This window comes from Nocardia wallacei, assembly GCF_029868745.1.
Taxonomy (GTDB): domain Bacteria; phylum Actinomycetota; class Actinomycetes; order Mycobacteriales; family Mycobacteriaceae; genus Nocardia; species Nocardia wallacei_B.
In genome coordinates this window covers 1-26,403 of sequence record NZ_JARWOP010000346.1, presented here as the reverse complement: position 1 = coordinate 26,403, position 26,403 = coordinate 1, and the positions used below count along the sequence as shown (strand labels likewise).

Genomic DNA, 26,403 nt, shown 5'->3' with positions numbered 1-26,403 from the left:
GCGGCCCTGCCCGCCCGTCAGCGGACGACGATGCCCTCGGCCCGCATCGCGTCCTTGACCTGCGGGATGGTCAGATCGCCGAAGTGGAAGACGCTGGCCGCCAGCACCGCGTCGGCACCGGTGTGCACGGCCGGGGCGAAGTGCTCGACGCGCCCCGCGCCGCCGCTGGCGATGATCGGCACCGACACCGTCTTGCGGACCGCCTCGATCATCGGCAGGTCGAAACCGCCCTTGGTGCCGTCGGCGTCCATCGAGTTCAGCAGGATCTCGCCCACGCCCAGTTCGGCGCCGCGCAGTGCCCATTCGATCGCGTCGAGGCCGGTGCCGCGCTTGCCGCCGTGCGTGGTGACCTCCCAGCCCGAGGGCGTCGGCGCGGTGCCGTCGGGGACCCGGCGCGCGTCCACCGACAGGACGATGCACTGCGACCCGAACCGCTGCGACATCTCGCGGAGGATCTCCGGGTTGGCGATGGCCGCGGTGTTGACCGACACCTTGTCCGCGCCCGCGCGCAGCAGCCGGTCGACGTCCTCGACGGTGCGCACGCCGCCGCCGACGGTGAGCGGGATGAAGATCTGCTCCGCCGTGCGGGTCACCACGTCGATCATGGTGCCGCGGTCGCCCGAGGAGGCGGTGACGTCCAGGAAGGTCAGTTCGTCGGCGCCCTGCGCGTCGTAGGCCGCGGCCAGTTCCACCGGATCGCCCGCGTCGCGCAGGTTCTCGAAGTTCACGCCCTTCACGACGCGGCCGGCGTCGACGTCCAGGCACGGAATCACGCGTACGGCCAGTGTCATTGCGCCCTCTCCGAAGGTCCGGCAGTGCCGCCGCCCCGACGGGTGGCGACCGCGCTGTCGATCAGTTCCAGCAGTTCCCCGTGCACCCCGGGCGCCGCCGCGAGCACCGACTTCGAGGTGATCGTCCACGGCTCGCCGCGCAGGTCGGTGACCACTCCCCCCGCGGCGCGCACCAGCGCCACGCCCGCCGCGTTGTCCCACGGGTGATGACCGAACACGACCGCCCCGCCGAGCACGCCGGAGGCGGTGAACGCCAGGTCGATTCCCGTGGAGCCGTGCATGCGCAGCCGCCCCGACAGCCGGCTCAGCGCGCCGAGCAGATCGAACCGGAAGCGGCCCGGGATGCGGCCGTGGCTGTCGATGTTGAACGCGCCGAAGCCGATCATCGCCTCGGACAACCGGCCGGACTCCAAGGGCGGCAGCGGTTTTCCGTCCAGCAGCACCGGACCGCCGACGGCGGCGGCGTAGCGGCGGCCCAGCAGCGGCAGCCAGGTCAGGCCCAGCACCGGCTCGCCGCCGTCCACGAGCGCCAGCAGCATGCCCGAGAGTGGGTGTCCCGCAGAGTAATTGAAGGTGCCGTCGATCGGATCGAGCACCCAGGCGGTGCCCGAGGTGAGTTCGGGACCACCGAATTCCTCGCCGTGCACCGGGATTCCGGTCTGCTCCCGCAGCTGCGCCGAGAGAGTGCGTTCCAGTTCGAGATCCAGTTCGGTGGCGAAGTCGCCGCGCCCCTTGCTGACCGCGCTGGGCGCGCCGACGCCCTCGACGAAACGCGGGGTGACGGAATCCAGTATGTCGCCGGCGACGGCGAGCAGCCCGGCCCGATCGATACTCATCGCCTCAGCGCACCGCGTCCAGCGCCTCGGGCAGCGTGAAACGCCCGGCGTACAAGGCCTTTCCGACGATCGCGCCCTCCACGCCCTCACCCACCAGACCCGCGATGGCACGCAGATCGTCGAGGGTGGACACGCCGCCGGAGGCGACCACCGGGGCGTCGGTCGCGTTGGTGACCTCGCCCAGCAGTTCGAGATTGGGGCCGGTGAGGGTGCCGTCCTTGGTGACGTCGGTGACGACGTAGCGGGCGCAGCCGTCGCGCTCCAGCCGCTCCAGCACCTCCCACAGGTCGCCGCCGTCGCTGACCCAGCCGCGGCCGCGCAGCCGGTACTCGCCGTCGATGAGACGCACGTCCAGCCCGACGGCGATGCGGTCGCCGTACTCGGCGATGGCGCGGGCGCACCACTGCGGGTCCTCCAGCGCGGCGGTGCCGAGATTGACCCGGGCGCAGCCGGTGGCCAGCGCCGCCTTCAGCGAATCGTCGTCGCGAATGCCGCCGGACAGCTCGACGCGCACATCCAGCTCGCCGACGACCTCGGCGAGCAACTCCCGGTTGGAGCCGCGCCCGAAGGCGGCGTCCAGATCGACCAGATGGACCCATTCGGCGCCGGCCCGCTGCCAGGCCAGCGCCGCCTCGCGCGGCGAACCGTAGCCGGTTTCGCTGCCGGCCTCCCCCTGAACCAGGCGCACGGCCTCACCATTGGCGACATCCACGGCGGGTAGCAAGACAAGACTCACGCTCGCAGCCTACTGGGCTGCGCCCGAGGTCCCGGCGCCGGGATGGCGCAAATAGGACGCCGGTCGCGGCCGCGTGGCGACGACCGCGAGGTTTGCCCCGCCCGTCGCCGGGCTATACGAAGATGACTGTGCCGACCCCGCGAACGAGAGGCCGATCACACGCCGTGCGTGCGTAGGCTGGGTCGCGGGCACGCCCAGTTCCCGTTCACCGTCGACGAGCAAGGATTCCCGTCATGTTCCGGATCACGCTGCGCCACTTCGCGATTACGCTGCCACCGGCGGCGGTCGCGGTGTCCGCGCTGGTCGTGACCCCGCCGGTGGCCGCGGCGCCCACAGATCCGGTTCAGCTGGCCGCCTGCGACTTCGGCCGCCAGCTGACCACTTTCGACTTCAACCGCTACGACGAGTACGACCAGCGGGTGCTGGACCGCTCCACGGGGCCGTTCCGCGAGCAGTTCGAGAGTTCCGCCGCCGACCGCCGCGCGCGGGCCACCGGCTCGCACACCATCGCCGAGGCGAAGACGGTCGAATGCCGCACCGAGGCCTCCGACCCCGAGCACGCGGAGATCCTGGTGACCGTCGACCAATCCACCCGCAGCGACGTCACACTGGGCCTGCCGCAGCCGACCCGCTCCAGCATGCGCGTCTTCCTGGACAATGTGGACGGCCGCTGGCTGGCCGGTCGAGTGGATCAGATCCAGCCGGCGAGCTGAGCGCTCAGGATCCGGCCGAGCCGCTGTCGGCCCAGCCGGCCGACCAGTACCGCAGCCAGGTCGGGAGATCGAACGCGGTCGCCAGCAATGCCGGAATGTCGCCCATCGCAGTCCCTTTCCACCGTGCCGAGATTCACGTCGTTACGACGATAAGCGGTGGTTGCCCGATATCCGCCCACGCTGGGGTATCCGGCGTGCCGGGCACGGAACTGCCGGGCCTACAGGGACCCGATCCAGTTGCGCAGCAGTTGCGCGCCCGCGTCTCCCGACTTCTCCGGGTGGAATTGGGTCGCGCACAGCGGGCCGTTCTCCACGGCGGCGAGGAACGGGCCACCGTGCTCGGCCCAGGTGAGTTTCGCCGGGGCGAGCGTGCCGTTGTCGGGAAGTCCCCAGGTGCGTGCGGCGTAGGAGTGCACGAAATAGAAGCGGGTGTCGGCGTCCATCCCCGCGAACAGCGCGGTGTCGGCCGGCGCTCGCACGGTGTTCCAGCCCATGTGCGGCAGCACCTCGGCGGGCAGGCGGTCGACGGTTCCGGGCCATTCCGCGCAGCCCTCGCTCTCGACGCCGAATTCCACGCCGCGTTCGAACAGGATCTGCATGCCGACGCAGATGCCGAGTACCGGGCGGCCGCCCGCGAGTCGCTTGCCGATGATGCGTTCCCCGCGCACCGAGCGCAGGCCCGCCATGCATGCCGCGAACGCGCCGACACCCGGCACCACCAGGCCGTCGGCGGCCAAGGCGATCTCCGGATCGGCGGTCACCGTGACGTCGGCACCGGCCCGGATCAGAGCGCGGTTGGCCGAGTGCAGATTGCCGGACCCGTAGTCCAGCAGCGCGACCGAAACCGTCACAGCGTTCCCTTCGTCGACGGCACCCCGGTCACCCGGGGATCGATTTCCACGGCGGCGCGCAGCGCCCGCGCCACCGCCTTGAACTCGGCCTCGGTGACGTGGTGCTGGTCGCGGCCGTAGAGCACCCGCACGTGCAGCGCGATGCGGGCGTTCAGCGCGATCGACTCGAAGACGTGACGGTTCAGCACCGTGGAGTACGGCGCGCCGGGGCCGTTGGTCGGAATCACGGTGTGCAGCAGGTGATCCGGTTCGCCGGTGTGCACGCAGTAGGGCCGCCCGGAGACGTCGACCGCGGCGTGGGCGAGGGTCTCGTCCATCGGGATGTAGGCGTCGCCGAATCGGCGGATGCCGTGTTTGTCGCCGAGCGCCCGGCCCAGCGCCTGGCCGAACACGATCGCGGTGTCTTCGACGGTGTGGTGCGCCTCGATCTCGATGTCGCCCTCGGCGCGCACCGACAGGTCGAATCCGGCGTGGGCGCCGAGCGCGGTGAGCATGTGGTCGTAGAAGGGCACGCCCGTGGCGATGTCGGTGCGGCCGGTGCCGTCGAGATTCAGCTCGACGACGATACTGGACTCTTTGGTGGTGCGCTCCACCCGCGCGGTGCGGTTCATGGTCGTCGTCATTCTCCGATCAACTCCGTCGCGGCGAGTTTCTCGCTCACCCGCAGGAATTCGTCGTTCTCGGCGGCCAGGCCGATGGTGACCCGCAGGTGCGCCGGGATGCCGACGTCGCGGATCAGTACGCCCTGGTCCAGGTATTTCCGCCAGGCGGCCGGGGCGTCGGCGAAGCGGCCGAACAACAGGAAGTTCGCGTCGCTCGGGGACACGGTGAAGCCGAGTTCGCGCAGCGCCGCCGCCACCCGATCGCGCTGGGCCGCCAGTTCCGCGACGCTAGCGAGGGTTTCGTCGGCGTGCCGCAGCGCCGCGCGCGCGGCCGCCTGGGTGACGACCGACAGATGGTAGGGCAGCCGCACCAGCAGCAGCGCGTCGATCACCGCGGGCGCGGCGGCCAGGTAGCCGAGGCGGCCGCCCGCGAACGCGAACGCCTTCGACATGGTCCGGCTGACCACGAGTTTCGCGGGGAACCGGTCGATCAGCTCGATGGCGCTGGGGGCGGCGGAGAATTCGGCATACGCCTCGTCGACCACCACCAGGCCGGGCGCGGCGTCCAGGATCCGGACCAGGTCCGCCTGCGGGATGCCGTGCCCGGTCGGGTTGTTCGGACTGGTCACGAAGACCACGTCGGGGCGGCGCTCGGCGATGGCGGTCAGCGCGTAGTCGACATCGAGGGAGAAGTCGGCATCGCGCTTGGCTTCCAGCCACTCGGTGTCGATGCCCTCGGAGATGATCGGGTGCATCGAATACGAGGGCACGAAACCGAGCGCGCTGCGGCCGGGCCCGCCGAACGCCTGCAACAGCTGCTGCAGGATCTCGTTGGAGCCGTTGGCCGCCCACACGTTGGTCACGTCCAGCCGCACGCCGGTCTGGCGGGTCAGGTACGCGGCCAGGTCGGTGCGCAGGGCGACGGCGTCGCGGTCGGGGTAGCGATGCAGATCGGCGGCGGCGGCGCGGACCGACTCGGCCACGTCGTCGACCAGCGCACGGCTCGGCGGATGCGGGTTCTCGTTGGTGTTGAGCTGTACCGGCACCGTCAGCTGCGGCGCGCCGTAGGGGCTCTTGCCGCGCAGGTTGTCGCGCAGCGGCAGGTCCGCCAGGGTGATCCGGGACCCGGGCGCGCCGGCCGCGTCGATTTGTGTCATGGGGGTGTGAAATCCTTCGGTTTCGACCGCATCGATCCAGCTACCAGCCTATCGGTCCACCGCCGGCGGATTTGCGGCGCGGCCCCGACTGCGGGTGGTGGTGCGGCGCCGGGCAGCCGGAGCTGAGAGCGAGGGACCGGGAAACGCGGATTCTCAGCCGAGCTGCTCGAATCGGGCCCGCACGGCTTGGCCGTGAGCCGGGAGATCCTCCGCGTTCGCCAGGGCCACCACATGCCCCGACACATCCTTCAGCGCCGATTCGCTGTATTCCACGACGTGAATGCCGCGCAGGAAGGTCTGCACGCTCAGGCCCGACGAATGCCGGGCACAGCCCGCGGTCGGCAGTACGTGGTTGGATCCGGCGCAGTAGTCGCCGAGGCTCACCGGCGACCAGGCGCCGACGAAGACCGCTCCGGCGCTGCGGACGCGGGCGGCGACCGCGGGCGCGTCGGCGGTCTGTATCTCCAGATGCTCGGCGGCGTAGGCGTTCACGACGCGCAGGCCCTGGTCGATGCCGTCGACGAGCACGGTGCCGGATTGCTTGCCGGACAACGCTTCCGCGACGCGCTCGTGGTGTTTGACGACGGCCAGCTGGGCGTTGATCGCGGTGTCGACCGCGTCGGCCAGTTCGGCGCTGTCGGTGACCAGGACGCTGGCGGCGAGCACGTCGTGCTCGGCCTGGCTGATCAGGTCGGCGGCCACGTGCACCGGGTCGGCGGTGGCGTCGGCGAGGATCGCGATCTCGGTGGGTCCGGCCTCGGCGTCGATGCCGACCAGGCCGCGGCACAGCCGCTTCGCCGCGGTGACGTAGATATTGCCCGGGCCGGTGATCATGTCGACCGGGGCCAGCGGGGCGCCGTCGGTGTCGGTGCCGCCGTAGGACAGCAGCGCGACCGCCTGCGCGCCGCCCACCGCCCAGACCTCGTCGACGCCGAGCAGGCTCGCGGCGGCCAGGACGGTCGGGTGCGGCAAGCCGTCGAACTGCGCTTGCGGCGGCGAGGCCACCACCAGCGATTCCACCCCGGCGGCCTGCGCAGGGACGACATTCATCACGACGCTGGACGGGTAGACGGCATTGCCGCCGGGCACGTACAGGCCGACCCGCTCGACGGGCACCCAGCGCTCGGTGACGGTGCCGCCGGGCACCACCTCGGTGGTGGTGTCGGTGCGGCGCTGGTCGGCGTGCACGCGGCGGGTGCGCTCGATGGCGACCTCCAGCGCGGCGCGTACCCGCGGATCGAGTTGTGCCAGCGCCCGATCCAGTTCGGCCGCCGGGACCCGGATCGCGGCGGGGGTCACGCCGTCGAACTTCGCGCTGAACTCCAGGGCCGCCGCGACGCCGCGGTCGCGGATCGCCTCGACCACCGGGCGCACCTGATGCAGCACCGAGTCGACGTCGACTCCCCCGCGCGGCAGCGCGGTGCGCAGCTCGGCAGCGGAGGGAGTACGACCGCGCAGATCGACGCGGGCGAGCTCGATGCGGGAGGTCATAGCGGCGCGGAGTCCTTGTCTGTGGTCGGGTTGTGCCGGTGGTCGTCCGGCCGGTTACCAGACTATCGGGTCGCGCCCAGCGATTTTCCGGCCGCCCGCCGCGGGTACCGGGGGAACTCGTTGTCCGGGTGTGTTCAGCCGAGACGTTCGCGGAGGACCGGGACGCCGTCGCCCTCCAGGTCGGCGAGGGCGACGGGCCGGCCGACCATGACGAGGGCCAGCGCCTCACCCGGCCCGCGAACCTCCGGGCCGTCGCCGCGCGACCATTCCAGGTCGGTGGCGACGAACCGCAGCCCGCGGGTGTAGCGGCGCGGGAAGGCGAACGGATCGGGGTGCGACAGCACCGCCGCGAGCCGCTCGGCCGGCACCTCGCGCGGTCGCCCGAGCGGACGTCGAATGTCCTGCTGGTGCACGAACATATCGGCCAGGGCGAGCGTGGGGGCCACGCGCGAGAACCACCCGCCCGGTCCGTCGAGCCGGTCCACCAGTTCCTCGGTGGGCCGCGCCCCGAATTCACGCACCAGCAGCCCGTTGATCCCATCCACCGACCGCCCCCGCACCGTGAACCCGAGATAGGTCCGCAGCGACACGGTATCGGTCTGCAGATGCGCCACCACATCCCGAACCCGCCACCCCGCACACAGCGACGCCGTCTCCCACTCCCCCTCCGACAACTCACGCAACAGCGAAACCAGTTCGCCCCGCTCCGCCCTGAGCATCTCCCGTGTATTCACACCGAAAGCCTATTCGGCGCAACACCTTCGCGGTACCCGTGCGTCAGGCGCGAGTGTCGCTGTCGATCAGCAGCTTTCCGTTGCTCGACTTGACCAAGCGCAGGGTCACAGAGTTGTTCTGCCCGCTTTTGTAGGTCACGCTGGCTACTCCGATATCGACCGAGCCGTCGGCGTTGGCGCTACCGCTGCCCTGCACGTCGATGGTGTTGAAGCCGATCACCCGGTTCTGCTGCCAGTAGGTCCGGAATTCCTGTTGGCTTCCGTACACCTGCTGCGCGGCGGGGGTCAGCTGGTTCCAGGCACTGCTCGGATCCGACGTCGTCAGGGTCTCGTAGAAATCCTGGGTCGCATCGATGGCCTGAGTCGAGTTCACCGCACCCGCGCTCTTGGTCTGGCCGAGGGCTCCGGTATTCGGCTCGCTGGTGCGGGCCGGGGCGGAGGTGGAGGCCGAACCGGCCTCGGAGGAAGGGGGATTCGTGCCGCCGGGGGAGAACAGGAAGTACATGGCGGCGGCGACGATGGCTACGCCGGCGGCAACGCCGCCCCAGACCAGGGCCTTCCGGCCGCCGGATGACGCGGGGGGCTCGGCGGAGCGGACGGGATGGGAGCGGGTGTCCGGGTGGGAGCCGTTGGGGATCGGGCGGACGCGCGGCAGATCGGGCTCGGAAACCGCTGCGGCCGTTGCCATCATCTCCGCGGTGGAGATATCGGCCTGGGCCGAGCGGCGGTCCAGGGTGCGGGTGGCGCGGCGGGCGGCGGGCCGGTGCGTGGCGAGCATGCGGGTGCTCTCGGCGCCGTCGCCGAATTCGGCGAAATCGGCCAGCTGGTCGCGGACGTCGGTCATGCTGGGCCGATCCTCGGGATCGAAGCTCAGCAGCGACAGCAGCAGATCGGTCAGCGGCCCGGCGTTGCGCGGCTCGCCCAGCTGCCCGTTGGCGGCCGCGTACAGCAGCGCCAGCGGGTTCGGGTTGGTGCCGTAGGGCGGCTCGCCCTCGAGCGAGTGGAAAAGCGTTGCGCCGAGGGCGAATACATCCGCGGCCGGGGTCGGCTCGGCGCCGCGCGCCACCTCGGGCGCCAGGTACGCCGCGGTGCCGGAGATCAGCCCCGTCGCGGTGAGGGTGACGTCGCCCTTGGCCTTGGAGATGCCGAAGTCGGTGATCTTCACCGTGCCGTTCTCGCCGAGCAGCACGTTGCCGGGCTTGACATCGCGGTGCACGATGCCCGCCCGGTGCGCGGCCACCAGCGCCGACGCCACCTGCTCGCCGATGCGGGCCACCTGCGGTAACGGCAGCGTGCCCTGCGAGGACAGCACCACCGCGAGGCTCTGCGACGGTAGGTATTCCATGATCAGGCACGGGTCGCCCGCATGGTCGGTGATGTCGAAGACGACGATCGCGTTCGGGTGCTGGAAGCGGGCGGCGTTGCGGGCCTCGCGGGAGGCACGCTGCCGCACTATGTCCTTCTCGCCCGCCGGCAGGCTGGGCTGAGTGAGGATCTGCTTGATAGCAACCGAGCGCTCCAGTCGCTCGTCGACGGCACGCCAGACGACGCCTGTGCCGCCGCTACCAATCCGCTCGACCAGGCGGTAATGCCCTGCGATCACTTGGCCGGTTTCGATGGCACTACTCCGAGTTTCTGCGCGATCCGTGACTTACCGAGCGCGGTTGCCCGCGCGTTCCTCGGGCAAGTGTAGCGGGCCGGACGGGCGGGTCTGCCGCCGGAGCGAGATACGTGTGAAATATGTACGAATGCCCTGAGATGCGGGTGAGATCACGGTGCAATCCACCTGAGACACACTGTGTCCGAGATCACTTTCCGGTCACCGTCGCTCTGGTGTCCGCACCGTCACGGCCGGGCCCGCAGGAACCGTCCCGCGGCCTCGACGGCCGGGCCCGAACTGCCCGCGTCGCTGACGAATACGGCAAAGGCCAGATCGCCGCGGATGCCGACGAACCAGCCGTGCGCGTGCTTGTCGTCGATGTACTCGGCGGTGCCGGTCTTGCCCAGCAGGTCGGGGATATCGCGCAGTTGCGTGGCGGTGCCGTCGGTCACCGTCTCGCGCATCATCGTCTTCACCTGATCGGCGACGGCGGCCGGGAGCGGCTGCGGGGCGTGGTCGGGGGTGCCCGGTTTCCCGGCGACGATGGTCGGGGCGGGCACCGAGCCGTGCGCCAGCGACGCGGCGACCAACGCCATCCCGAACGGCGTCGCGGTCACCTTGCCCTGTCCGATGCCCTCCTCGACGCGCAGCGCGGGGGTGTCGGCGGTGGGCACCTTGCCGGTGACGGTGGTCATGCCCGGCGCGGTGAAGTCGATGCCGAGGCCCAGTTGCGCTGCGGCCGCGGTCAGCCCATCGGGTGGCAGGCCCGCCGCGAGCCTGCCCATCGTGGTGTTGCAGGACCGTGCGAACGCGGTGTGCAGCGGCACGGTGCCGAGGTCGAAGTTGTTGTCGTTGGGAATCTGGCGGCCCTCGATGTTCTCGGTGCCGGGGCAGGCGACCGGGCTGTCGGGGGTCACCCGACCGGCTTGCAGGGCCGCGGACACGGTCACCGTCTTGAAGGTGGAGCCGGGCGGGTACAGGCCGGTCAGCGCGATGGGCCCCTGCGCGTCGGCCGCCGGATTCTGTGCCATCGCGAGCACGTTTCCGGTGGACGGCTGCATGACGACCATGGCCGCCGGAGTCGGGATCGGCTCCAGCGCCGCGTCGGCGTCGCGCAGCATGCCGATGTCGAGGGTCGCGGGGATGTCGGTCAGCGGCCGCGGGTCCTGGCCGCCGACGCGCTGGGGGCCGCCGGGCGTCTGGGCGCGCACCACCCATCCGGACGCGGCGTCGGTCTCTGTCTGCCACAGCTCCGACAGTCCGGACAGGGTCGGCGAGGTGAGCGCCTTGTCGGAGGTGAGCAGCCGGGTCTGCGGTGCCAGAGTGACATTCGGCAGCGCCGCCAGGCGGTCCTGGATCGGGTCCAGGTCGGCCTGGCGCAGGGCGATGGCGGTGACCGATTTGCCTTGCGCCCCAGCCAGTTCGGTGTCGAGCGAGCCCGCGGTGAGGCTGGGTTCGATCGGATTCAGCAGGGCCGCGAGGGCCGCGGTGTCGGCGCCGGTCGCCACGTTGACGAGGGTGACGACCTGCTGGGTCAGCAGGTCGGCGCCCGTGCGGTCGAGCACGCGGGCGGCCGGGTCCGGCGCCACGGTGCCGTAGCCGAGCGGGCCGGTCTCCAGTCCCGGCGCGACGGTCGCAGGATTCCAGCGAATCTTCCAGGTGTCGCCGGATTCGGTGGCGTTGCCGGTGGTCTGGTACGCCCACTGGTTCTTGCCGCCCGGGCCGAGCTTCCAGGTGGCGAGGAGGGTGAAAGTGGCGCTGTCGTCGGTCTTGTCGACCATGTCGACCTCGAAGTGCACGTCCTTGCCGAGCGAGTCGTACAGCGGGCCGAGGACGCCGGACGCCTGCGCCGGGTCGCTGGTGACGGCGGCCGCGGCGGGGATGTCGTCGCGGTTGAGCGCGTCGGCGAAGGTGTGCACCGTACTGTTCAGCCGGTCGGTGGACTTGTTGCCCGAGCAGGCGGCCAGAGCCAGGACCGGAGTGGCGAACAGGGCGAACAGTCTCATACCGGTACGCACCCGCCCGACCCTACCGGCTGGGAGCATCCGTCCGCGGAAATGCCGGAGGTCCTGCGCGCCGTGCCGGTTCAGTGATACAGCCACGGCGTGGCCGCGAGCGTGGCGAGGTCGGCGGGGTCGAGTTCGATGTCGAAGACGTCGGCCAGGGTCTTGGGCAGTTCGGAGGGCTCCAGTTCGCGCGAATGCGCAGTGCCGTCGGGGTATTCGGTCAGCCAGGCGGTGCCGTCGAGGACGTGGTGCGCCTCCGGACGGAACCGCTGCACGTATGGGCGCGTGACGAACGGTGATCGCGGCGAGGTGGAGACGAAGTGGTTACCGACGGCGTAGTCGATCCGATACTGCGGGTTCATGGTCACGGTGTGGCGCAGGGTCCAGCCGTCGCGCGCGAAGTGGTACGTCGTCCACAGTTCGCTGCCGAGTTCGCCTTCGGAGCGTTCGAGGCGGAAGCGCCACTCACCGGCGCGCACCTCGCCCGCGTCGGGGTTCAGCTCCAGCGGGGCGGACGGGCCGCCGCCGAAACCGATGTCGCACAGCCACACCCGGTCGTCGTCGGACGCGGTGACCCGCAGCATCGCGTGTGACGCGGGGCGCAGGCCGCCGGGCGCGCCCATCACGACGCGGCCGTGCAATCCGGTGACGCCGAAGCCTAGACGTTCCAGCGCCGCCGCGAACAGGCCCACGTGCTCGTAGCAGTATCCGCCGCGGCGCCGCCGGACCATCTTGTCCTGCACCGTCTGCAGGTCCAGCGGGACCGAGCGCCCGAGGATGATCTCGAGATTCTCGAACGGGAGAGTCGTGGTGTGCGCGTGCTGCAGCCCCCGCAGCGTCGCCAGCGTCGGGACGCGCTCACCGCGGTACCCGATGCGCGCGAGGTACGCGTCCAGATCCAGCGCATCGCCGTCCCAGTGATATGCCGGATCCGCGGGCTTGCCCATCACGCCTCCTCGTCACGTCGGCGGCAGCGCCGCCCTCCGCGTGCATCAACCACATCGGTCCCGAACCTGTTCCACGATCGCGAAACATTTCGGCCCGCTGTCGTGCGGCCGGCGATGCTCGGTCCGGCGCGCAGCGCGAAATCCGTACGGCGGCAAGGCAGGAATCGTGCGAGTTCGCCGACGGCGCAGGCGGATTGGTCAAGCGGCGCACTTCGCGCCGGGCGGGGCGGGTGGTGCGGTCGCGATGCCTCGCGCGACGTCGACGACGTAGTCACTGACGGGTCCGTCTATCGGCTCCGTGTCGGCGAGCAGACGCTCCACGACGCAGCCGCCTTCGAAGTAGGCCGGACCGATGGAGTGGTCGCCGGGGACCACGGCACCTTCGAGGTTGCGACCGGTGGCGATGGTGTACATGGAGAACGGCTTGCCCGCGGCGGTCAGCGCGGCGCGCATCTCCACGCTCGTGGGGAAGGGGACGACGCGGTCGGCGACGCCGTGGATCAGGAAGCTGCGGCGCACGGTGATGCCGGACGCCAGCAGCGCGGGCGACCGCTGTGCGTAGGCCTGCGGGCAGACCACCGGCGAGCAGCCGCCGGCGTCCCGCTCGATCTGACCACGCAGTTCCGGACCGGCCAGGTCGGCGCCCAGCCATGCGGTGAAATCGTCCGCGGGACCGAAGTTGTCGACCCAGTAGTCGTACAGTCCGGGCGGTGCGGCCGCCGCGACCAGCCCGCTGGTGATGCCGCCTTGGCTCCAGCCCCACAGCACGGTGCGCGTGACCGCCGGATGCTCCGCGCGGTACCAGTGGGTCGCGGCCAGCACGTCGTCGCGCCCGGCACGCAGGTTCCACGCGCCGGTGACCCACTCGCTGTCGGCGGCGCGCATGTCCATGACCAGCAGCGGAGTGGCGGTCCGGCGCGCGATGGCGGTGAGGTAGCCGCCGAGATCCGCGGAACTGCTGTTGTGACCGTGCACCCCGACGATCAGCGCGCGCGGTTCCAGATCGCCCGGCGCGCACCGATAGGGGTCGTATACGAGTCCCGTCGCGGCCTCGCCCTCGACGGTCAGCGTCACCGGCCGCACCGCGACCCGCACCGGACACCCCGGCTCTCCCGAAGCCGGTTGCGCCGCAAAGATTGTCGACGCACCCAGACCGAGTAGTCCGAGACCCAGCCCCCACCAGCGGTTTCGACGCCTCATGGCCGCATCATCGCACGCCGAAACCGGTGATCGTCGCAGCTTCGAGCCACCGTTGCCGATTCTCCTCCGAGCTGTGGTGATCGAGCGGGTTGAGCAGTGGTTCGTCATACGGGCGTGACCGCCGCACGGCGCTAGGGCGCGAGCCCGACGACGGCTTCCAGGTCTTCGAGGCCGGCCAGGTGCGCACTGAGTTCGCTGCGTTCGGCCTCGGTGAGGGGAACGGCGCGGGCGCGCGTGAGGGCATCGACCGCGGCGGGGGTGTCATCGGCGCGGAGGGCGAGTTCGGCGCGATAGGCCAACGCCTCGACCAGTTCTATGGCCGGTGCGCGATCCTGCTCCCGGGCCAGCGTGGCGTCCAGGATCTTCGCCGCCTGCCGAGCGTCGCCCTTGGAGTCGCCGAGCACGACGGCGGTCTCCAGCGTCCTGGCCAGCTTGCCGACCGCGGGCGTACCGGCGCCACCGGTACCAGGGGACGCGAAGAAACGGATCCAGTTCCCGCCGGGGTCGATGACCGTGAACCCGGAGTAGTTGTCGGCGTTCTTGCGTTTCCGCGGGCGGGTCGTCCGCGGGATCCCGGAGACCAGCAGCTTGCCGTGGACCGCGCGCATGCCCGCGGCGAACGCCTCGAACAACTGCTGGGTATCGGGCACGAGGACAACACAACTGCCGTAGGAGTCCTCGGGCCTGAAGTCCGGCAAACCGAAGAACTGCAACTGGAGGTCTTCTCGCCGCAGGCCCACGCACGGGTACGGGCGCAGCTGGTAGTAGGTCCGGGTGAAGCCGAGCATGGTGTAGAACTCGACGATCTCGTCGATGGATCCGCACGGCAGCAGCGGGACGGTTATTTCGTGGGCCATGGCATTGCTCCGTCTCGAAGGGAAGTTTCCGCCGCCGCTCGCGGCCGCTACTCGGCCGGTGGTGCGGGGCGGCGAGTGGGGGAACCGGGCTCGCCGGCCATGCTGAACGCGCCCTTTTCCAGGCGGTGGATCAGCCGCCGGGTCCACTCCGCGCCGGTATCGGCGGTCGCCAGCCACAGCGAGAGGACCTCGCCCACCGGACCCCACGCGTCCAGCTCCGTATCCGCGGGCACGTACGCGGTGATGCTGGCGCGCCAGTCGCGCATCGCGTCGGCCCGGGTGCGCAGGACCTGCAGGGCCTGCTCCCGGGGCAGGTCCTCGATCAGGCCCACCGCGGCACACAGGACATCCAGTCTCGGCTCGCGGTCGGCCAAGGCCCGGCGCAGGAGGCCGAGGTACCCCTGCTCACCGGTGTCCGTCAGCTCGTACTCGATCCTCGGCGGGCCCCCGGCGGCCGAGGGATCCGCATCCGACGTCGCCGCCAGCAGACCCTGTCCTGCCATGCTCTTGAGCGCGTGATACACCGAACCCGATGTGGCGGTGGACCATTCGTGTGCGCCCCAGGATTCCAGATCCGCGCGGATCTGATAGCCGTGTGCGCGACCGCGCCTGCGCAACGCTCCCAGGACCAGAAGTCGTACCGGCTTCATCGAACCCCTCACGCCTGGATAGCCAAATTTGGCTACTGCGAGAAACATACGCCCCTCCGGGCCATTAGCCAAATTTGGCTACTGCGGAGGAACGCACTTCCCTTCGAGGCGGATAGGATTCGTTCATGCGTTCGATAGATGCGGCGGAGCGGCGAGCTCGGCTGGGTGTTCGGCATCGGTTGGCTCCGGCGGTGCGGGGGGAAGAGGTCGCCGGGGTGGTCGAGGCGATGGTGGCGTTGCATGCCACCGATCCGGCGACAGTGTTCCTTTCCGTCGCGGCGCGCAGTCGCGGGCTGGAGCCGGCGGACGTGGAGCGGGCGCTGTACGAGGACCGGACGTTGCTGCGGCTGCTGGCCATGCGGCGCACCATGTTCGTGGCGCCGGTGGATCTGCTCCCGGCATTGCAATCGGCGGTGGGCGACGCGCTGGCCGCCAAGCAGCGCCGGACCTACAGCCGCTACCTGCAAGAGGTCGTGGACGGCGATGTCGCGGCGTGGTGGGAGGAGGTGGAGCAGGAGACCCACCGCGAACTGCTGGCGCGCGGCAGCGCGACCGGCGCGCAACTCGGCGCCGCGGTGCCCCGCCTGCGAACGCAGGTCGACACCGCTCCGGGCAAGCCTTATTCCAAGCCCACCAACATCACCACGTGGGTCCTGGTCACGCTCGGTTGCGCCGGGCACATCGTGCGGGGGCGGCCCAACGGCAGCTGGGCCAGCAGCCAGTACCTCTGGGCGCCGATCGAAAAATGGCTGCCCGGCGGGATTCCCGCACTGCCGATCGACACCGCCCGCGACGAACTGGTACGCCGCTGGCTGCGCACCTTCGGCCCGGCCCCGGTCACCGATCTGAAATGGTGGACCGGCTGGACCGTCGCCGAGGTACGGAAGACGTTGGCGCGGTTGGAGATCGAAGAGGTCGATCTCGACGGCGTCACAGGCGTCGCACTCGCCGGAGACCTCGAGCCGGTGCCCGCCCCCGAGCCGTGGGCGGCGCTGCTCCCGGCGCTGGATCCCACGCCGATGGGCTGGCAGTCGCGGGATTGGTTCCTCGGCCCGCATCGCCCGGCACTGTTCGACAGCAACGGCAACGTCGGGCCCACCGTCTGGTGGGACGGCCGCATCGTCGGCGGATGGGCGCAGCGCGCCGACGGCGAGATCGCCTGGCGGCTCTTGGAAGACGTCGGTTCGGAGGCGCGCGAGCTGATCGCGGCGGAGGCGGAGCGGATGCGAGCGTGGTTCGCCGATGTTCGCGCGATACCCCGGTTCCGCACCCCGCTGGAGCGTGAACTCAGCGCTTGAGCGCGCCGGACATCCCCACAAGATCGGGGGCTGTCGCGGCCGCCGATCTCTGTTAGCGTCGGCCTGTTGTAGTTCGGGTCCGACCGGACGGGGCCAGGGGGTTCATCGATGTCACTTGCCGACGACCGGCACCATATGCCGGACACGTTGCGCGACAGCGTGTTTCGTGATGCTGCGGTGGGTGTGTGCGCACTGGTGAGCGCCGGCGGCGCGGCCGACCCGTCCGAGCGCACGCGCGTCGCCGACCGCATCGGCGCGAGCGGTGTGATGTATCACTTCCCGCCGCACGAACTGCGAAACCTGTTCGAGGACAACTGGCATCGGCTCACCCTCGACCCCGCCTTCGGCCGCGCCTACGTGCTCCAGCAGGTGGCACGGGCCACCGACCGTCCCGCGCAGGCCCGCGCCGCCGTGCGGGTCGGTCTCGAAATCGCCGGAGCCGACGGCGGATTCGACCTCCGCGAGGCCGCGGCCCTGCGCGAATGCTGCCGGGTGCTGCGGTTGCCGCCCGCCGAGTTCGGGCTCTAGTCCGGCCTACATGTCCAGGCCGAGATCCAGGACCCGGACCGAGTGGGTGAGCGCGCCGACCGCGAGATAGTCGACACCGGTGCGGGCGTAGTCGGCGGCAGCGTCCAGGGTCAGCCCGCCCGAGGATTCGAGCTTCGTCCGCGGCGAGCGAGCGTCGCGGCGCTGCACCGCGGCCTGGGTGGCCCACAGCGGAAAGTTGTCCAGCAGCACGAGTTCCACGTCTTCGGCCAGCACGGCGTCCAGCTGGTCGAGGCTGTCCACCTCGACCTCGCAGGCGATGTCCGGAGCCAGCTCGCGCACCGCGCGCAGCGCCGCGACCACCGAACCGGCGGCGACCACGTGGTTGTCCTTGATGAGCGCCGCGTCACCCAGGCCCATGCGGTGGTTGACGCCGCCGCCGACCCGCACCGCGTACTTCTGCAGCGCCCGCAGGCCGGGCAGGGTCTTGCGGCTGTCCCGGATGCGGCAGCGGGTACCGGCCACCGCGTCGACCCACGCGGACGTGGCAGTCGCGATGCCCGACAGGTGGCACACCAGGTTCAGCATGGTGCGCTCGGCGGTCAGCAGCGCGCGCGTCGGCGCGACCAGACGCAGCACCGCGTCACCGGCCGCCACCCTGGTCCCGTCGGCGACGCGCTCGGTCACCTCGTAGTCGCCCGCGCCGATCACCTCGTCCAGGACCAGCAGGCCCACATCGAGTCCGGCCACGGTCCCGGGCTGCCGCGAGACCATCGCGGCCTTCACCGTCGCATCGGCGGGAACCGTTGCGGCCGTGGTGATGTCGGGACCGTACCGCAGATCCTCGTCCAGCGCGGTGCGGATCAGCCGCACGACTTCCGCGCGGTCGAGTCCGGCAGCCAATGCCATGATGTACTCCTGTTCCGGGTCTCTCTCGCGCACGGGCGGTCCGTCCGCGAGCCGGGTCGATAACGTTCCGGCCGTTCGCATTCCGCGACAATCCGCGCCCGCCGTCCCGCTGTCCGCCCGACACCGTGCTGCGGTTGCTCGGCGGACCGCATGCGGGATGCGGGCCGTACTGCCGTGCGGTGCCGGTGTCGGACTGATCGGTAGCGCGGTTCTCATGACACCGGCGCTCATGACACCGGCGCGACGGCGAATGGCACCGGCGCGTCGGGCGACTCGGTGACCAACTGCGGACGGCCATCGGCACCCAGCCGGACAGGAAGGCTGCGACGCAGGTCGTCGCGGGTTTCGGGATGGTCGGAGCGGGTGTGGCAGCCGCGGCTCTCGGTCCGCGCGGTCGCGGCGACCAGGAAGGCGCGGGCGGTGAGGGTCAGCGCCGCGTCCTCCAGCACCGCGACGCACGGCGCGGCGTCCCCGGCGGACTCCCCCGCCGCCTCGGCGACGCCCTCCCGTTCCGCCGCGGGAACGGGCGACCCCGCCGCGCCGTCCGCACGCCCGATCGGATCGGAGAGCAGTTGCAGCAGCCGCAGCACCGCCGACCGCAGTCCCTCCCCGTCGCGAACCACCGCCGCGTGGTCGGACATGATCTCCTGCAACGCCTTCCGGTCCGCGCGCGGGAACGTCACGGCGCCCAGTTCGGACACCCGCGCACGCTCCCCGAGTCGTTCGGCCGCCGCCGCCCCGGCCCGCTCGCCGACGACCAGGCCCTCGAGCAGACTGTTGGACGCGAGCCGGTTCCCTCCGTGCAGCCCCGTACGGGCGACCTCACCGGCCGCGTACAACCCCGGCACGGCGGTGCGGCCGTACGGGTCGGTGACGACGCCCCCGCACTGGTAGTGCGCGGCCGGCGCCACCGGGATGAGATCCGCTCGCGGGTCCAGCCCGGCGGCCACGCAGGACGCGGTGATGGTCGGGAAGCGCCGGGCGAAACCCTCGAGGGCCCGCGCGTCGAGATACACGTGGTCGGTGCCGAGCGCGCGCATCCGGGCGGCGATGGCACGCGACACCACATCACGGGGCGCGAGGTCACCGCGCGGGTGCACCCCCGCGGTCACCGACCGGCCCTCCGCGTCGACGAGGATCGCGCCCTCGCCCCGCACCGCCTCGCTGACCAGCGGCCGCCTGCCGAGGCCGCCGGGCGTGAACAGCACCGTCGGATGGAACTGCACGAATTCCAGGTCGGCCACCAGCGCCCCGGCCCGCAGCGCCAGCGCGATCCCGTCCGCCGTGGCGCCCGGCAGATTGGTGCTGCACGCGTACAGCTGCCCGAGACCACCGGTCGCCAGCAGCACGGCCGGTGCGTGCACGACACCGAATCCCTTGTCCGACACCGCGATCACGCCCTGCACACCGCCGGGCCCGGTGACGACGTCGACCGCCGCGGCGCCGAACAGCACCGGCAGCCCGGCGGTGTTCAGCGCGCGCTGCACCTCCGCGCCGGTCGCGTCACCACCGGCGTGGATGATGCGGCGCGTGCTGTGCCCGCCCTCCCGAGTCCGGGAGACCTGGCCGTCGCGGCCGAGATCGAACACCGCCCCGAGGTCGGTCAGCGCCGCGACCGCGTCCCGGCCGCCCTCGACGATCGAGCGCACCGCGGCCGGATCGCACAGGCCCGCCCCGGCCTCCAGCGTGTCCTGCACGTGCGCGTCCACCGAATCACCGTCCGGCGCGACCACGGCGATACCGCCCTGGGCGTACTGCGTGGAGGTGTCGGTGGGACCGCCCTTGCTCAGGGTGAGCACCCGCAGCCCGCGCAGCGACGCGGTCCGCGCGGCCGTGAGACCGGCGACGCCGCCACCGATCACCACGAGATCGGCGTCGGCTTCCCACGCGACCGTCGGCGTGCTGGAGACCGCGGTGCGCGGTCCGGTCACTCGCCCCCGCCCGAATTACCGATGGCGATCATGCGCTGTACCGAATTGCGGGCCAGCGCGGCGGTTTCCGCGTCGACGTGCACCTCGTCGAGGTTGTCGGTCAGGCAGCGCAGCAGCGCCGCGGGCGTGATCATCTTCATGTACTTGCAGGACGCGCGGTCGTTGACGGCCTGGAAGTCGATGCCCGGCGCGGCCCGCCGCAGCTGATGCAGCATGCCGATCTCGGTGGCGACCAGGACCTGGTTCGACTTGGCGGCCTTGGCGGCGTCGATCATGCCGCCGGTGGACAGGATGTGCACCCGGTCCGCCGGGAAGGCGCCCTCCCCGGCGAGGTACAGCGCCGAAGTGGCGCAACCGCATTCGGGGTGCACGAACAGTTCGGCGTCGGGGTGGGTGCGGGCCTGCTCGGTCAGCTCGTCACCGTTGATGCCGGCGTGCACGTGGCATTCGCCGGCCCAGATGTGCATGTTCTCGCGCCCGGTCACACGCTTGACGTGCGCGCCCAGGAACTGGTCCGGCAGGAACAGCACCTCACGGTCCGGGTCGACGGAGGCCACCACGTCGACGGCGTTGGACGAGGTGCAGCAGATGTCGGTCAGCGCCTTCACCGCGGCGGTGGTGTTCACGTACGAAACCACCACGGCGCCGGGGTGTTCGGCCTTCCACGCGCGCAGGTCGTCGGCGGTGATGGAGTCCGCCAGCGAGCAGCCCGCCCGCTGGTCGGGGATCAGCACCGTCTTGTCGGGGCTGAGGATCTTGGCGGTCTCCGCCATGAAGTGCACGCCGCAGAACACGATGGTGTCCTCCGGGGCCTCGGCCGCGATGCGCGACAGCGCCAGCGAATCCCCGACGTGGTGGGCCACGTCCTGGATCTCCGGCAGCTGATAGTTGTGCGCCAGGATGGTCGCGTTGCGCTCACGCGCGAGGCGCTGGATCTCCTGCGCCCATTCCGGGGTGGCCGCTACGCCCGTGTACCCCGTCGGACCGTCCGTGACGTGCCCGGCAAACGTCATGGTCGCCATGGCATGACTCCTTCCTCATGCGCTCGGCAACTTCGCCGATTCGCATCAACCCGGTTTTCGACTTACAATCGAAAACGTGGCCCATAGTAGCACCATTCACGAATCGCTCACCGCGGTGTTCCAGGTTCGCCGCTTCCCGGACACCATCGCCGCAGGTCAGGTCCTTAGTCACCCGGTTGATCCGCAATTGCCGCGGTGCGCACCGGGTTGGCACACCGAACTGGCGGTGTTGCTGTGGGAGCGCGCGATGGAGCCACAGACCGGCACCTGGTCGCTACCGGGCGGCCGCCTGCGCGACGACGAGGATCTCGACATCTCGGCGCGCCGGCAACTCGCGGAGAAGGTGGACGTGCGCGAGCTGTGGCACATCGAGCAGCTGTCGGTGTTCAGCGATCCGCACCGGGTCCCCGGCCCGCGCCGCATCGCCTCGGCGTATCTCGGACTGGTGCCGCTGACCGCGGATCCGCACCTGCCGCCGGACACCCGCTGGCATCCGCTCTCGTCGCTGCCGGACATGTCCTTCGACCACGGCACGGTCGTCGACCATGCCCGGACCCGGCTGGCCGCGAAGCTCTCCTACACGAATATCGCCTTCGCCCTGGCCCCCTCGCGATTCACCATGTCGACACTGCGCGAAATCTATTGCGCCGCCTTGGGGTACGAGGTGGACACCACCAATCTGCAGCGAGTCCTCAGCCGCCGCAAGGTGATCACCCCGACGGGCGATACCGCGACACCCGGCAAGACCGGTGGCCGTCCCGCCGCCGTCTACCGATTCACCGACGACGAGATCCGGGTTACCGACGAGTTCGCGGCCCTGCGTCCCCGTGGCTGAACAGCACCGAGTTCGATCCTGAAAACCGTTTCAGCTATCTTCAGGTTGCATTCAGTAGGATGCTGCGAGAGTGCTGGACCATCGAGAAAACAACTCCCACAGGAGATTCGACCGTTGCTGCCGCTTCCCCAACCCCCGCGAACGCCCTTTCTGCGCAGGATCGCCACCGCATCGACGCTGGCGATAGCCGTCACCGGACTCACCGCCGGAACCGTCGGCGCCGCACCGCAACCCGACAGCAGTCCGGCCGTCGGCTACACCGCCACCACCGCCGATGACCGGGCGATCATCGAGATCGACTCCGGCGCCATGGAAGTCGAGCACGGTGTGTTCGAGATCGAAGCCGCCGACGGCACCGTGCTGGCGGGCACTCCGCTGGAGTTCCGGGTCGACGATTTCGTCTTCCCCATCGCCGCCGACATCCAGGGCCGGACCGCCACGCTAACACCGCAATTCGACCTCGCCCACGCCACCTACCGGCCGGTGGCGCTGCCCTTCGAGGAGCACGCGCAGTGGGCGACGCCCTACGATCGTGAGGTCGCCGCCTTCACCCGATTGAAGGACACCATCGCCACCGGCGCCGCGATCGGCCTCGTGGTCGGCGGCATCGGCGGCGGCCTCGTCGGCTGTGTGCTGGGCGGGATCGCCGGAGCCACCATCGCCGGAGCCACCATCGTCGGCTTGTTCGGCCCGTTCATTCCCGCCGCGGCGGTGGGCTGTGTGGGCGGCATCATCGCCATCGGCGCCCTCGGCACCTTCGCCGGTCAGCTCCTCGTGACGGCACCGATCGCCATCGCGGCCGTCGCGCAGTATTTCACGACGATCAATCAGCCGTTCGTGCCGCGCCCTCCACAGCAGGCCCGATAGCCGGGTCGGTAATGCGCTCGGATGTCGGTCGGAATCCGCCCGCTCTATCCTGCGGGCGGATTCGGCGTATCCGGGGCTTCCCCGAACAGCCACGCGCTCCGCGAAGAGCGTGAGACGTCCCGGTGGCTCAGTATTCGCGATGCCGGTGCTTCGACGTGCGCCGGTAGCGGCGCTTGCTCGGAACCGGTTGCGCGGCATTGGATCTGCGCAATTCGTGACGACGCCGCCAGGCGGCGAGATCGGCCCGTTCGGCCGCCGCACTCCGCTCGTCTCGTGCCTGCGCCGCTCTGTCCGCGCTGTCCATCGCCGCCCTCCTTCCGTTTCGACACCCCACGGTAGGCGGCGGAGACAGACAGCGGCCAGCGATTTTTCACCCGGTCGGCGAACTCAGGTGGACATCCGCACCCGTGGTTTCGGGGCCGGTCCGGTCGGCCGTCCGACGACCCGGCTGGAGGTCCAGAACACGGCCTCCACGACCCAGAACAGCAGCAGCCACAGCTGCACGATCACCACCGGGACCACCAGGAAGACCACCGCCGGGACGGCGACGAGCAGGAACTTCGCGATATCGCCCGCGGTGGCGCCGCGCAATCCGGAACCCAGCCGCACCGCGGCCCACATCATCCACCGCTGCGGCACCGAGACGCCCAGTTCGTGCAGCGCGCGGCGGAACAGGCCGTCGGCGTCGGCGCGGCTCACCTCGGTGCCGCGGGACAGATAATCGTGCAGGATGGCGGCCTTGGTGAAGGCGCCGTAGCGCGGGATCAACCAGACCAGCGCGCGGGGCACCGAGGCGAAATCGGTCCGGAATCCGGCCGGGACCACGAAAGACTCACGGCCGCCGCGATATTCGATGGGCTCGCGTACGCACCAGGACTCCGCGTCGAGTTCCTCGACGACGAGTGCGCCACCAGTGAATCCCAACCCGCCGCCTCCTCTGCGAACCCGGCGCGTTCAGGGCCGGAAGGACTTCAGCTTACGGCGGGCGGGGAAATCTTCGGCAACGCTTCGGCTTCGGCCCGGCGTCAACGTGGCGAACCGGAATCGGCGCCCTCGAACGGGCCCGGCTGCGCGGCCTGTGTTCCGTAGGGGCCGTAGCTGATTTCCGAGGCGTACGCGCGGGCGCCGTGGGACTCGGCCATGCCGACGACGGGCCCGGCGCCCAGGTCCTCGGAGGTGCTCAGCGCCGACAGCACGAGCACCACGAGCGCGGCCACCAGCGGCTGCACCACCAGCTGCGTCCATCCGGTGAACTCCGACGGTGAAATCAGCGGGGGCAGTTCGATGATCGTCCGCACCGGCGGATTCGACACATGCGGATACCGCCACTCGGCGACCCGCTCCCCCACCCAGGCCATCAACCAGGCGCCAGCCAGCGAACCGAACAATAGCCCGCCCTGCAGCAGCGGCCCCCGGATCCGGCGCACCCGCCACGCGGCGGCGGCCGTGAGCAACCCGGCGATGACACCGACGCACACGAAGATCGCCACCGCGTCGAACCGGTGCGCGCTCTCGCCGGTCAGTGCCGCGCCCCGGCCCGGCTCCACGACGATCACCTTCTCCGGGGGCGCCAGCAACGCCCAGACCACGCCGCCGAGCGCGCTGACCGCCAGCACGGCGGCCACCACGCACAGCACGGCGCGCACCTCGCCGCGGCCCGCGCCGGACGGCACGGCGGCGCTCTGATGGGCCATCAACGATGGTCCAGGCTCTTGGAATCGATCACCCCGTGGCGCGAGCATTTCGCCCACCAGCCGTCGGGGCTCACCTGAACGATCATGCGCCGCCCGCACTGCTCGCAGAAACGCGGCGGCTCCAGGCCCAAGACGGCCGCGGCCGGGACCGCGTCGGCCAGGTTCGGTACCACCCGCTTACCCGTGAAGGGGTTGTAGCGCTCTTCCATGATGTCCACGACCACCTCGAAAAGTGCAGCTCCTGGGCTGCCGACAATACCCGACCGGGTCCCGCCCGCCGGGTAGCGGTGCCGTCCCGGCGGGTGGACGGTTGCCGCTCAGAGGGTTTCGTTGAGTGCCTTGATGGGCATCTTCAGCTCGCCCAGCAGATCCAGGTCCTGCTCGGCCGGGCGGCCCAGCGTGGTCAGGTAGTTGCCGACGATGACGGCGTTGATGCCGCCGAGGATGCCCTGCTTCGCGCCGAGGTCGCCGAGGGTGATCTCGCGGCCGCCGGCGAAGCGCAGCATGGTGCGGGGCAGCGCGAGCCGGAACGCGGCGACGGACTTCAGGGCCTCGGCCGCGGGCAGCACCTCGAGATCGCCGAAGGGGGTGCCCGGGCGCGGGTTGAGGAAGTTCAGCGGCACCTCGTCGGGCTCCAATTCGGCCAGCTGCGAAGCGAATTCGGCGCGCTGCTCGATGGTCTCGCCCATGCCGAGGATGCCGCCGCTGCACACCTCCATGCCCGCCTCGCGGACCATGCGCAGGGTGTCCCAGCGCTCCTCCCAGCTGTGCGTGGTGACCACGTTCGGGAAGTGCGACCGGGCGGTCTCGAGGTTGTGGTTGTAGCGGTGCACGCCCATGGCGGCGAGCTGGTCGACCTGGTCCTGGGTGAGCATGCCCAGCGAGCAGGCGACCTGGATGTCGACCTCGTTGCGGATGGCCTCCACGCCGGCGGCGACCTGCGCCATCAGCCGCTCGTCCGGGCCGCGCACGGCCGCGACGATGCAGAATTCGGTGGCTCCGGTCTTGGCGGTCTGCTTGGCGGCCTCCACCAGCGAGGGGATGTCCAGCCAGGCGGCGCGGACCGGGGACTGGAACAACCCGGACTGCGAACAGAAGTGGCAGTCCTCGGGGCAGCCGCCGGTCTTGAGCGAGATGATGCCCTCGACCTCCACCTCCGGGCCGCACCACTTCATGCGGACCTCGTGCGCCAGCTCCAGCAGTTCCTCCAGCCGGTCGTCGGAGAGGCGCAGCACCTCGGCGGTCTGCTGCTGGTCGAGGCCGACGCCGCGGTCGAGCACCTGCTCGCGGGCGATCGCCAGAATGTCGGTGTCGGTCCTGACGGGTGCCTGGGTCATGCGCACGAATCCCTTCGTCCGGCCGGGCTGCGGCCGTGCAACTTGAACGGTGTTCAGGCTAGGGTAGCGTGGGGATCGAGTCAAAGCACGAAAGGGTTGTCGCCAAGTGCAACTGCACCGCACGGACGTCGTCGACGGGGCCATCGCCATCCTCGACCAATTCGGCCTGGCCGATCTCACGATGCGCCGGCTGGCGACCTCGCTGCACGTCCAGCCTGGCGCGCTGTATTGGCACTTCCCCAACAAGCAGGCGCTGCTCGGCGCGGTCGCCGACCGCATTCTGGCGCCGCTGGACGAGCCGGTCGCCGCCGACGAGTGGTCCGCGCAGGTGGGCGAGCTGGCGCACCGGATGCGCTCGTGCCTGCTCGCCTACCGCGACGGCGCGGAGCTGGTATCGGCCACCTACGCCTCGCGCCTGACCACCAGCAAGGGCCGGGAACGGGTGGCGGGCGCGCTGATCCGCGGCGGCATGGGCCGCGAAGAGGCCGATCTGGCCGCCTACACGCTGTTGTACTACGTGCTCGGCGAGACCGTCGACGAGCAGTCGCGGATGCAGATGGATTCGGCGGGCGCGCTGCCGGAGGAGTCCTCGCCGTTGTACGAGAACACCAGCGCGACCGACCGTTTCGACTTCGGGTTGCAGCTGTTCGTGGGCGGGGTGCGGCATCTGCTGGGCGACCGGGTGCGCTGACCGGACAAACCGGACGGTAGAGTCCTCTTCGTCATTCCCGGCGGGTGCGGGAATCCGGTGGAAATCCGGAACGGTCGCGCCACTGTGACCGCGGGGGGCGCCGGGCCCCCCCCGGAGTAAGACCACCCCCGCCCGGGGGCACCGGAGAGGGGGCGCGGGGGC

Annotated in this window: 28 protein-coding genes; 6 read left to right on the top strand and 22 right to left on the bottom strand. The window is 70.7% G+C overall.

Annotated features, from left to right (window positions below; genetic code table 11):
* Nucleotides 1-17: 17 nt before the first annotated feature.
* The 3 genes from hisF to priA are packed head-to-tail and all read right to left on the bottom strand — an operon-like array spanning nucleotide 18 to nucleotide 2,363.
* Nucleotides 18-791 (bottom strand): imidazole glycerol phosphate synthase subunit HisF, encoded by a 774-nt coding sequence (gene hisF, locus QH470_RS32080; protein WP_280276125.1) that lies wholly within the window; start codon nucleotides 789-791, stop codon nucleotides 18-20.
* Nucleotides 788-1,627, bottom strand: a complete 840-nt coding sequence (locus tag QH470_RS32075) for an inositol monophosphatase family protein (protein WP_280276124.1) — start codon at nucleotides 1,625-1,627, stop codon at nucleotides 788-790. Before QH470_RS32075 ends, hisF begins: the two co-directional genes overlap by 4 nt.
* 4 nt (nucleotides 1,628-1,631) lie before the next feature.
* A complete protein-coding gene (gene priA, locus QH470_RS32070) occupies nucleotides 1,632-2,363 on the bottom strand; it encodes a bifunctional 1-(5-phosphoribosyl)-5-((5-phosphoribosylamino)methylideneamino)imidazole-4-carboxamide isomerase/phosphoribosylanthranilate isomerase PriA (RefSeq protein ID WP_280276123.1) in 732 nt (243 codons plus the stop codon).
* Nucleotides 2,364-2,596: 233 nt separating this feature from the next.
* Here priA and QH470_RS32065 point away from each other — a divergent pair, with 233 nt between their 5' ends.
* Nucleotides 2,597-3,076 (top strand): hypothetical protein, encoded by a 480-nt coding sequence (locus tag QH470_RS32065; protein ID WP_280276122.1) that lies wholly within the window; start codon nucleotides 2,597-2,599, stop codon nucleotides 3,074-3,076.
* A 218-nt stretch (nucleotides 3,077-3,294) separates the two neighbouring features.
* Here QH470_RS32065 and hisH read toward each other — a convergent pair whose 3' ends face one another.
* The 11 genes from hisH to QH470_RS32010 all read right to left on the bottom strand — a co-directional run bounded on the left by hisH (nucleotide 3,295) and on the right by QH470_RS32010 (nucleotide 15,171).
* Nucleotides 3,295-3,927, bottom strand: coding sequence for an imidazole glycerol phosphate synthase subunit HisH (gene hisH, locus QH470_RS32060; RefSeq protein ID WP_280276121.1), 633 nt, complete (start codon nucleotides 3,925-3,927; stop codon nucleotides 3,295-3,297).
* Entirely contained in the window at nucleotides 3,924-4,550 is a 627-nt protein-coding gene (gene hisB / locus QH470_RS32055) for an imidazoleglycerol-phosphate dehydratase HisB (RefSeq protein ID WP_280276120.1), read from the bottom strand. Before hisB ends, hisH begins: the two co-directional genes overlap by 4 nt.
* Nucleotides 4,547-5,686, bottom strand: a complete 1,140-nt coding sequence (locus QH470_RS32050; RefSeq protein WP_280276119.1) for a histidinol-phosphate transaminase — start codon at nucleotides 5,684-5,686, stop codon at nucleotides 4,547-4,549. Before QH470_RS32050 ends, hisB begins: the two co-directional genes overlap by 4 nt.
* 153 nt (nucleotides 5,687-5,839) lie before the next feature.
* The gene (gene hisD, locus QH470_RS32045) at nucleotides 5,840-7,177 is read right to left on the bottom strand and encodes a histidinol dehydrogenase (protein ID WP_280276118.1); all 1,338 of its coding nucleotides are present in this window, start codon (nucleotides 7,175-7,177) and stop codon (nucleotides 5,840-5,842) included.
* A gap of 134 nt (nucleotides 7,178-7,311) precedes the next feature.
* Complete coding sequence (locus QH470_RS32040) at nucleotides 7,312-7,911, bottom strand: maleylpyruvate isomerase family mycothiol-dependent enzyme (RefSeq protein ID WP_280276117.1); 600 nt, start codon at nucleotides 7,909-7,911, stop codon at nucleotides 7,312-7,314.
* 43 nt (nucleotides 7,912-7,954) lie between these two features.
* The gene (locus tag QH470_RS32035) at nucleotides 7,955-9,514 is read right to left on the bottom strand and encodes a serine/threonine-protein kinase (RefSeq protein WP_280276116.1); all 1,560 of its coding nucleotides are present in this window, start codon (nucleotides 9,512-9,514) and stop codon (nucleotides 7,955-7,957) included.
* A gap of 242 nt (nucleotides 9,515-9,756) precedes the next feature.
* Nucleotides 9,757-11,517 carry a penicillin-binding transpeptidase domain-containing protein gene (locus QH470_RS32030; RefSeq protein ID WP_280276156.1) on the bottom strand — a complete coding sequence of 587 codons (1,761 nt, stop codon included), beginning with the start codon at nucleotides 11,515-11,517 and terminating at the stop codon, nucleotides 9,757-9,759.
* Between the two features lie 80 nt (nucleotides 11,518-11,597).
* Entirely contained in the window at nucleotides 11,598-12,464 is an 867-nt protein-coding gene (locus QH470_RS32025) for an arylamine N-acetyltransferase family protein (protein ID WP_280276115.1), read from the bottom strand.
* Between the two features lie 198 nt (nucleotides 12,465-12,662).
* Nucleotides 12,663-13,664, bottom strand: coding sequence for an alpha/beta hydrolase family protein (locus QH470_RS32020; protein ID WP_280276114.1), 1,002 nt, complete (start codon nucleotides 13,662-13,664; stop codon nucleotides 12,663-12,665).
* 131 nt (nucleotides 13,665-13,795) lie between these two features.
* Nucleotides 13,796-14,521: a VOC family protein gene (locus tag QH470_RS32015; protein ID WP_280276113.1), complete on the bottom strand. Its 726-nt coding sequence runs from the start codon at nucleotides 14,519-14,521 to the stop codon at nucleotides 13,796-13,798.
* A 47-nt stretch (nucleotides 14,522-14,568) separates the two neighbouring features.
* Nucleotides 14,569-15,171, bottom strand: coding sequence for a PadR family transcriptional regulator (locus QH470_RS32010; protein WP_280276112.1), 603 nt, complete (start codon nucleotides 15,169-15,171; stop codon nucleotides 14,569-14,571).
* A gap of 125 nt (nucleotides 15,172-15,296) precedes the next feature.
* On the opposite strand from QH470_RS32010, the gene QH470_RS32005 reads away from it, so the two are divergent.
* Together QH470_RS32005 and QH470_RS32000 are read left to right on the top strand one after the other, a co-directional pair.
* Nucleotides 15,297-16,469 (top strand): winged helix DNA-binding domain-containing protein, encoded by a 1,173-nt coding sequence (locus QH470_RS32005; RefSeq protein ID WP_280276111.1) that lies wholly within the window; start codon nucleotides 15,297-15,299, stop codon nucleotides 16,467-16,469.
* Nucleotides 16,470-16,577: 108 nt separating this feature from the next.
* A complete protein-coding gene (locus QH470_RS32000) occupies nucleotides 16,578-16,997 on the top strand; it encodes a tellurite resistance TerB family protein (protein WP_280276110.1) in 420 nt (139 codons plus the stop codon).
* A gap of 6 nt (nucleotides 16,998-17,003) precedes the next feature.
* On the opposite strand, the gene nadC is transcribed toward QH470_RS32000, so the two are convergent.
* The 3 genes from nadC to nadA form a co-directional block, all read right to left on the bottom strand.
* Nucleotides 17,004-17,864: a carboxylating nicotinate-nucleotide diphosphorylase gene (gene nadC, locus QH470_RS31995; RefSeq protein ID WP_280276109.1), complete on the bottom strand. Its 861-nt coding sequence runs from the start codon at nucleotides 17,862-17,864 to the stop codon at nucleotides 17,004-17,006.
* Nucleotides 17,865-18,091: 227 nt separating this feature from the next.
* The gene (locus QH470_RS31990) at nucleotides 18,092-19,795 is read right to left on the bottom strand and encodes an L-aspartate oxidase (RefSeq protein WP_280276108.1); all 1,704 of its coding nucleotides are present in this window, start codon (nucleotides 19,793-19,795) and stop codon (nucleotides 18,092-18,094) included.
* Nucleotides 19,792-20,817 carry a quinolinate synthase NadA gene (gene nadA, locus QH470_RS31985; protein WP_280276107.1) on the bottom strand — a complete coding sequence of 342 codons (1,026 nt, stop codon included), beginning with the start codon at nucleotides 20,815-20,817 and terminating at the stop codon, nucleotides 19,792-19,794. Before nadA ends, QH470_RS31990 begins: the two co-directional genes overlap by 4 nt.
* A 76-nt stretch (nucleotides 20,818-20,893) precedes the next feature.
* Between nadA and QH470_RS31980 the strand changes: the two genes are divergently transcribed.
* Complete coding sequence (locus QH470_RS31980) at nucleotides 20,894-21,652, top strand: NUDIX hydrolase (protein ID WP_280276106.1); 759 nt, start codon at nucleotides 20,894-20,896, stop codon at nucleotides 21,650-21,652.
* Between the two features lie 114 nt (nucleotides 21,653-21,766).
* Nucleotides 21,767-22,519 carry a DUF8020 domain-containing protein gene (locus QH470_RS31975; protein WP_280276105.1) on the top strand — a complete coding sequence of 251 codons (753 nt, stop codon included), beginning with the start codon at nucleotides 21,767-21,769 and terminating at the stop codon, nucleotides 22,517-22,519.
* A 127-nt stretch (nucleotides 22,520-22,646) separates the two neighbouring features.
* Here QH470_RS31975 and QH470_RS31970 read toward each other — a convergent pair whose 3' ends face one another.
* The 5 genes from QH470_RS31970 to bioB all read right to left on the bottom strand — a co-directional run bounded on the left by QH470_RS31970 (nucleotide 22,647) and on the right by bioB (nucleotide 25,550).
* Nucleotides 22,647-22,823: a hypothetical protein gene (locus QH470_RS31970; protein WP_280276104.1), complete on the bottom strand. Its 177-nt coding sequence runs from the start codon at nucleotides 22,821-22,823 to the stop codon at nucleotides 22,647-22,649.
* 83 nt (nucleotides 22,824-22,906) lie between these two features.
* Nucleotides 22,907-23,443, bottom strand: a complete 537-nt coding sequence (locus QH470_RS31965) for a DUF1353 domain-containing protein (RefSeq protein WP_280276103.1) — start codon at nucleotides 23,441-23,443, stop codon at nucleotides 22,907-22,909.
* A 101-nt stretch (nucleotides 23,444-23,544) separates the two neighbouring features.
* Complete coding sequence (locus QH470_RS31960; RefSeq protein ID WP_280276102.1) at nucleotides 23,545-24,213, bottom strand: DUF2567 domain-containing protein; 669 nt, start codon at nucleotides 24,211-24,213, stop codon at nucleotides 23,545-23,547.
* Nucleotides 24,213-24,422 (bottom strand): biotin synthase auxiliary protein BsaP, encoded by a 210-nt coding sequence (gene bsaP / locus QH470_RS31955; RefSeq protein ID WP_280276155.1) that lies wholly within the window; start codon nucleotides 24,420-24,422, stop codon nucleotides 24,213-24,215. Before bsaP ends, QH470_RS31960 begins: the two co-directional genes overlap by 1 nt.
* Nucleotides 24,423-24,530: 108 nt before the next feature.
* Complete coding sequence (bioB, locus tag QH470_RS31950; protein ID WP_280276101.1) at nucleotides 24,531-25,550, bottom strand: biotin synthase BioB; 1,020 nt, start codon at nucleotides 25,548-25,550, stop codon at nucleotides 24,531-24,533.
* A gap of 106 nt (nucleotides 25,551-25,656) precedes the next feature.
* Between bioB and QH470_RS31945 the strand changes: the two genes are divergently transcribed.
* Entirely contained in the window at nucleotides 25,657-26,241 is a 585-nt protein-coding gene (locus tag QH470_RS31945; protein ID WP_280276100.1) for a TetR/AcrR family transcriptional regulator C-terminal domain-containing protein, read from the top strand.
* The last annotated feature ends 162 nt before the right edge of the window (nucleotides 26,242-26,403 follow it).

Coding starts and splice junctions, on each gene's coding strand:
- nadA (WP_280276107.1), bottom strand. CDS start 20,817: ATGGCGACCATGACGTTTGCCGGGCACGTCACGGACGGTCCGACGGGG.
- hisF (WP_280276125.1), bottom strand. CDS start 791: ATGACACTGGCCGTACGCGTGATTCCGTGCCTGGACGTCGACGCCGGC.
- QH470_RS32000 (WP_280276110.1), top strand. CDS start 16,578: ATGTCACTTGCCGACGACCGGCACCATATGCCGGACACGTTGCGCGAC.
- QH470_RS32010 (WP_280276112.1), bottom strand. CDS start 15,171: ATGAAGCCGGTACGACTTCTGGTCCTGGGAGCGTTGCGCAGGCGCGGT.
- hisD (WP_280276118.1), bottom strand. CDS start 7,177: ATGACCTCCCGCATCGAGCTCGCCCGCGTCGATCTGCGCGGTCGTACT.
- QH470_RS32015 (WP_280276113.1), bottom strand. CDS start 14,521: ATGGCCCACGAAATAACCGTCCCGCTGCTGCCGTGCGGATCCATCGAC.
- QH470_RS31970 (WP_280276104.1), bottom strand. CDS start 22,823: ATGGACAGCGCGGACAGAGCGGCGCAGGCACGAGACGAGCGGAGTGCG.
- nadC (WP_280276109.1), bottom strand. CDS start 17,864: ATGGCATTGGCTGCCGGACTCGACCGCGCGGAAGTCGTGCGGCTGATC.
- QH470_RS32020 (WP_280276114.1), bottom strand. CDS start 13,664: ATGAGGCGTCGAAACCGCTGGTGGGGGCTGGGTCTCGGACTACTCGGT.
- QH470_RS32065 (WP_280276122.1), top strand. CDS start 2,597: ATGTTCCGGATCACGCTGCGCCACTTCGCGATTACGCTGCCACCGGCG.
- QH470_RS31960 (WP_280276102.1), bottom strand. CDS start 24,213: ATGGCCCATCAGAGCGCCGCCGTGCCGTCCGGCGCGGGCCGCGGCGAG.
- QH470_RS32075 (WP_280276124.1), bottom strand. CDS start 1,627: ATGAGTATCGATCGGGCCGGGCTGCTCGCCGTCGCCGGCGACATACTG.
- hisB (WP_280276120.1), bottom strand. CDS start 4,550: ATGACGACGACCATGAACCGCACCGCGCGGGTGGAGCGCACCACCAAA.
- QH470_RS32025 (WP_280276115.1), bottom strand. CDS start 12,464: ATGGGCAAGCCCGCGGATCCGGCATATCACTGGGACGGCGATGCGCTG.
- QH470_RS32005 (WP_280276111.1), top strand. CDS start 15,297: ATGCGTTCGATAGATGCGGCGGAGCGGCGAGCTCGGCTGGGTGTTCGG.
- QH470_RS32030 (WP_280276156.1), bottom strand. CDS start 11,517: ATGAGACTGTTCGCCCTGTTCGCCACTCCGGTCCTGGCTCTGGCCGCC.
- bsaP (WP_280276155.1), bottom strand. CDS start 24,422: ATGGAAGAGCGCTACAACCCCTTCACGGGTAAGCGGGTGGTACCGAAC.
- QH470_RS32050 (WP_280276119.1), bottom strand. CDS start 5,686: ATGACACAAATCGACGCGGCCGGCGCGCCCGGGTCCCGGATCACCCTG.
- bioB (WP_280276101.1), bottom strand. CDS start 25,550: ATGACCCAGGCACCCGTCAGGACCGACACCGACATTCTGGCGATCGCC.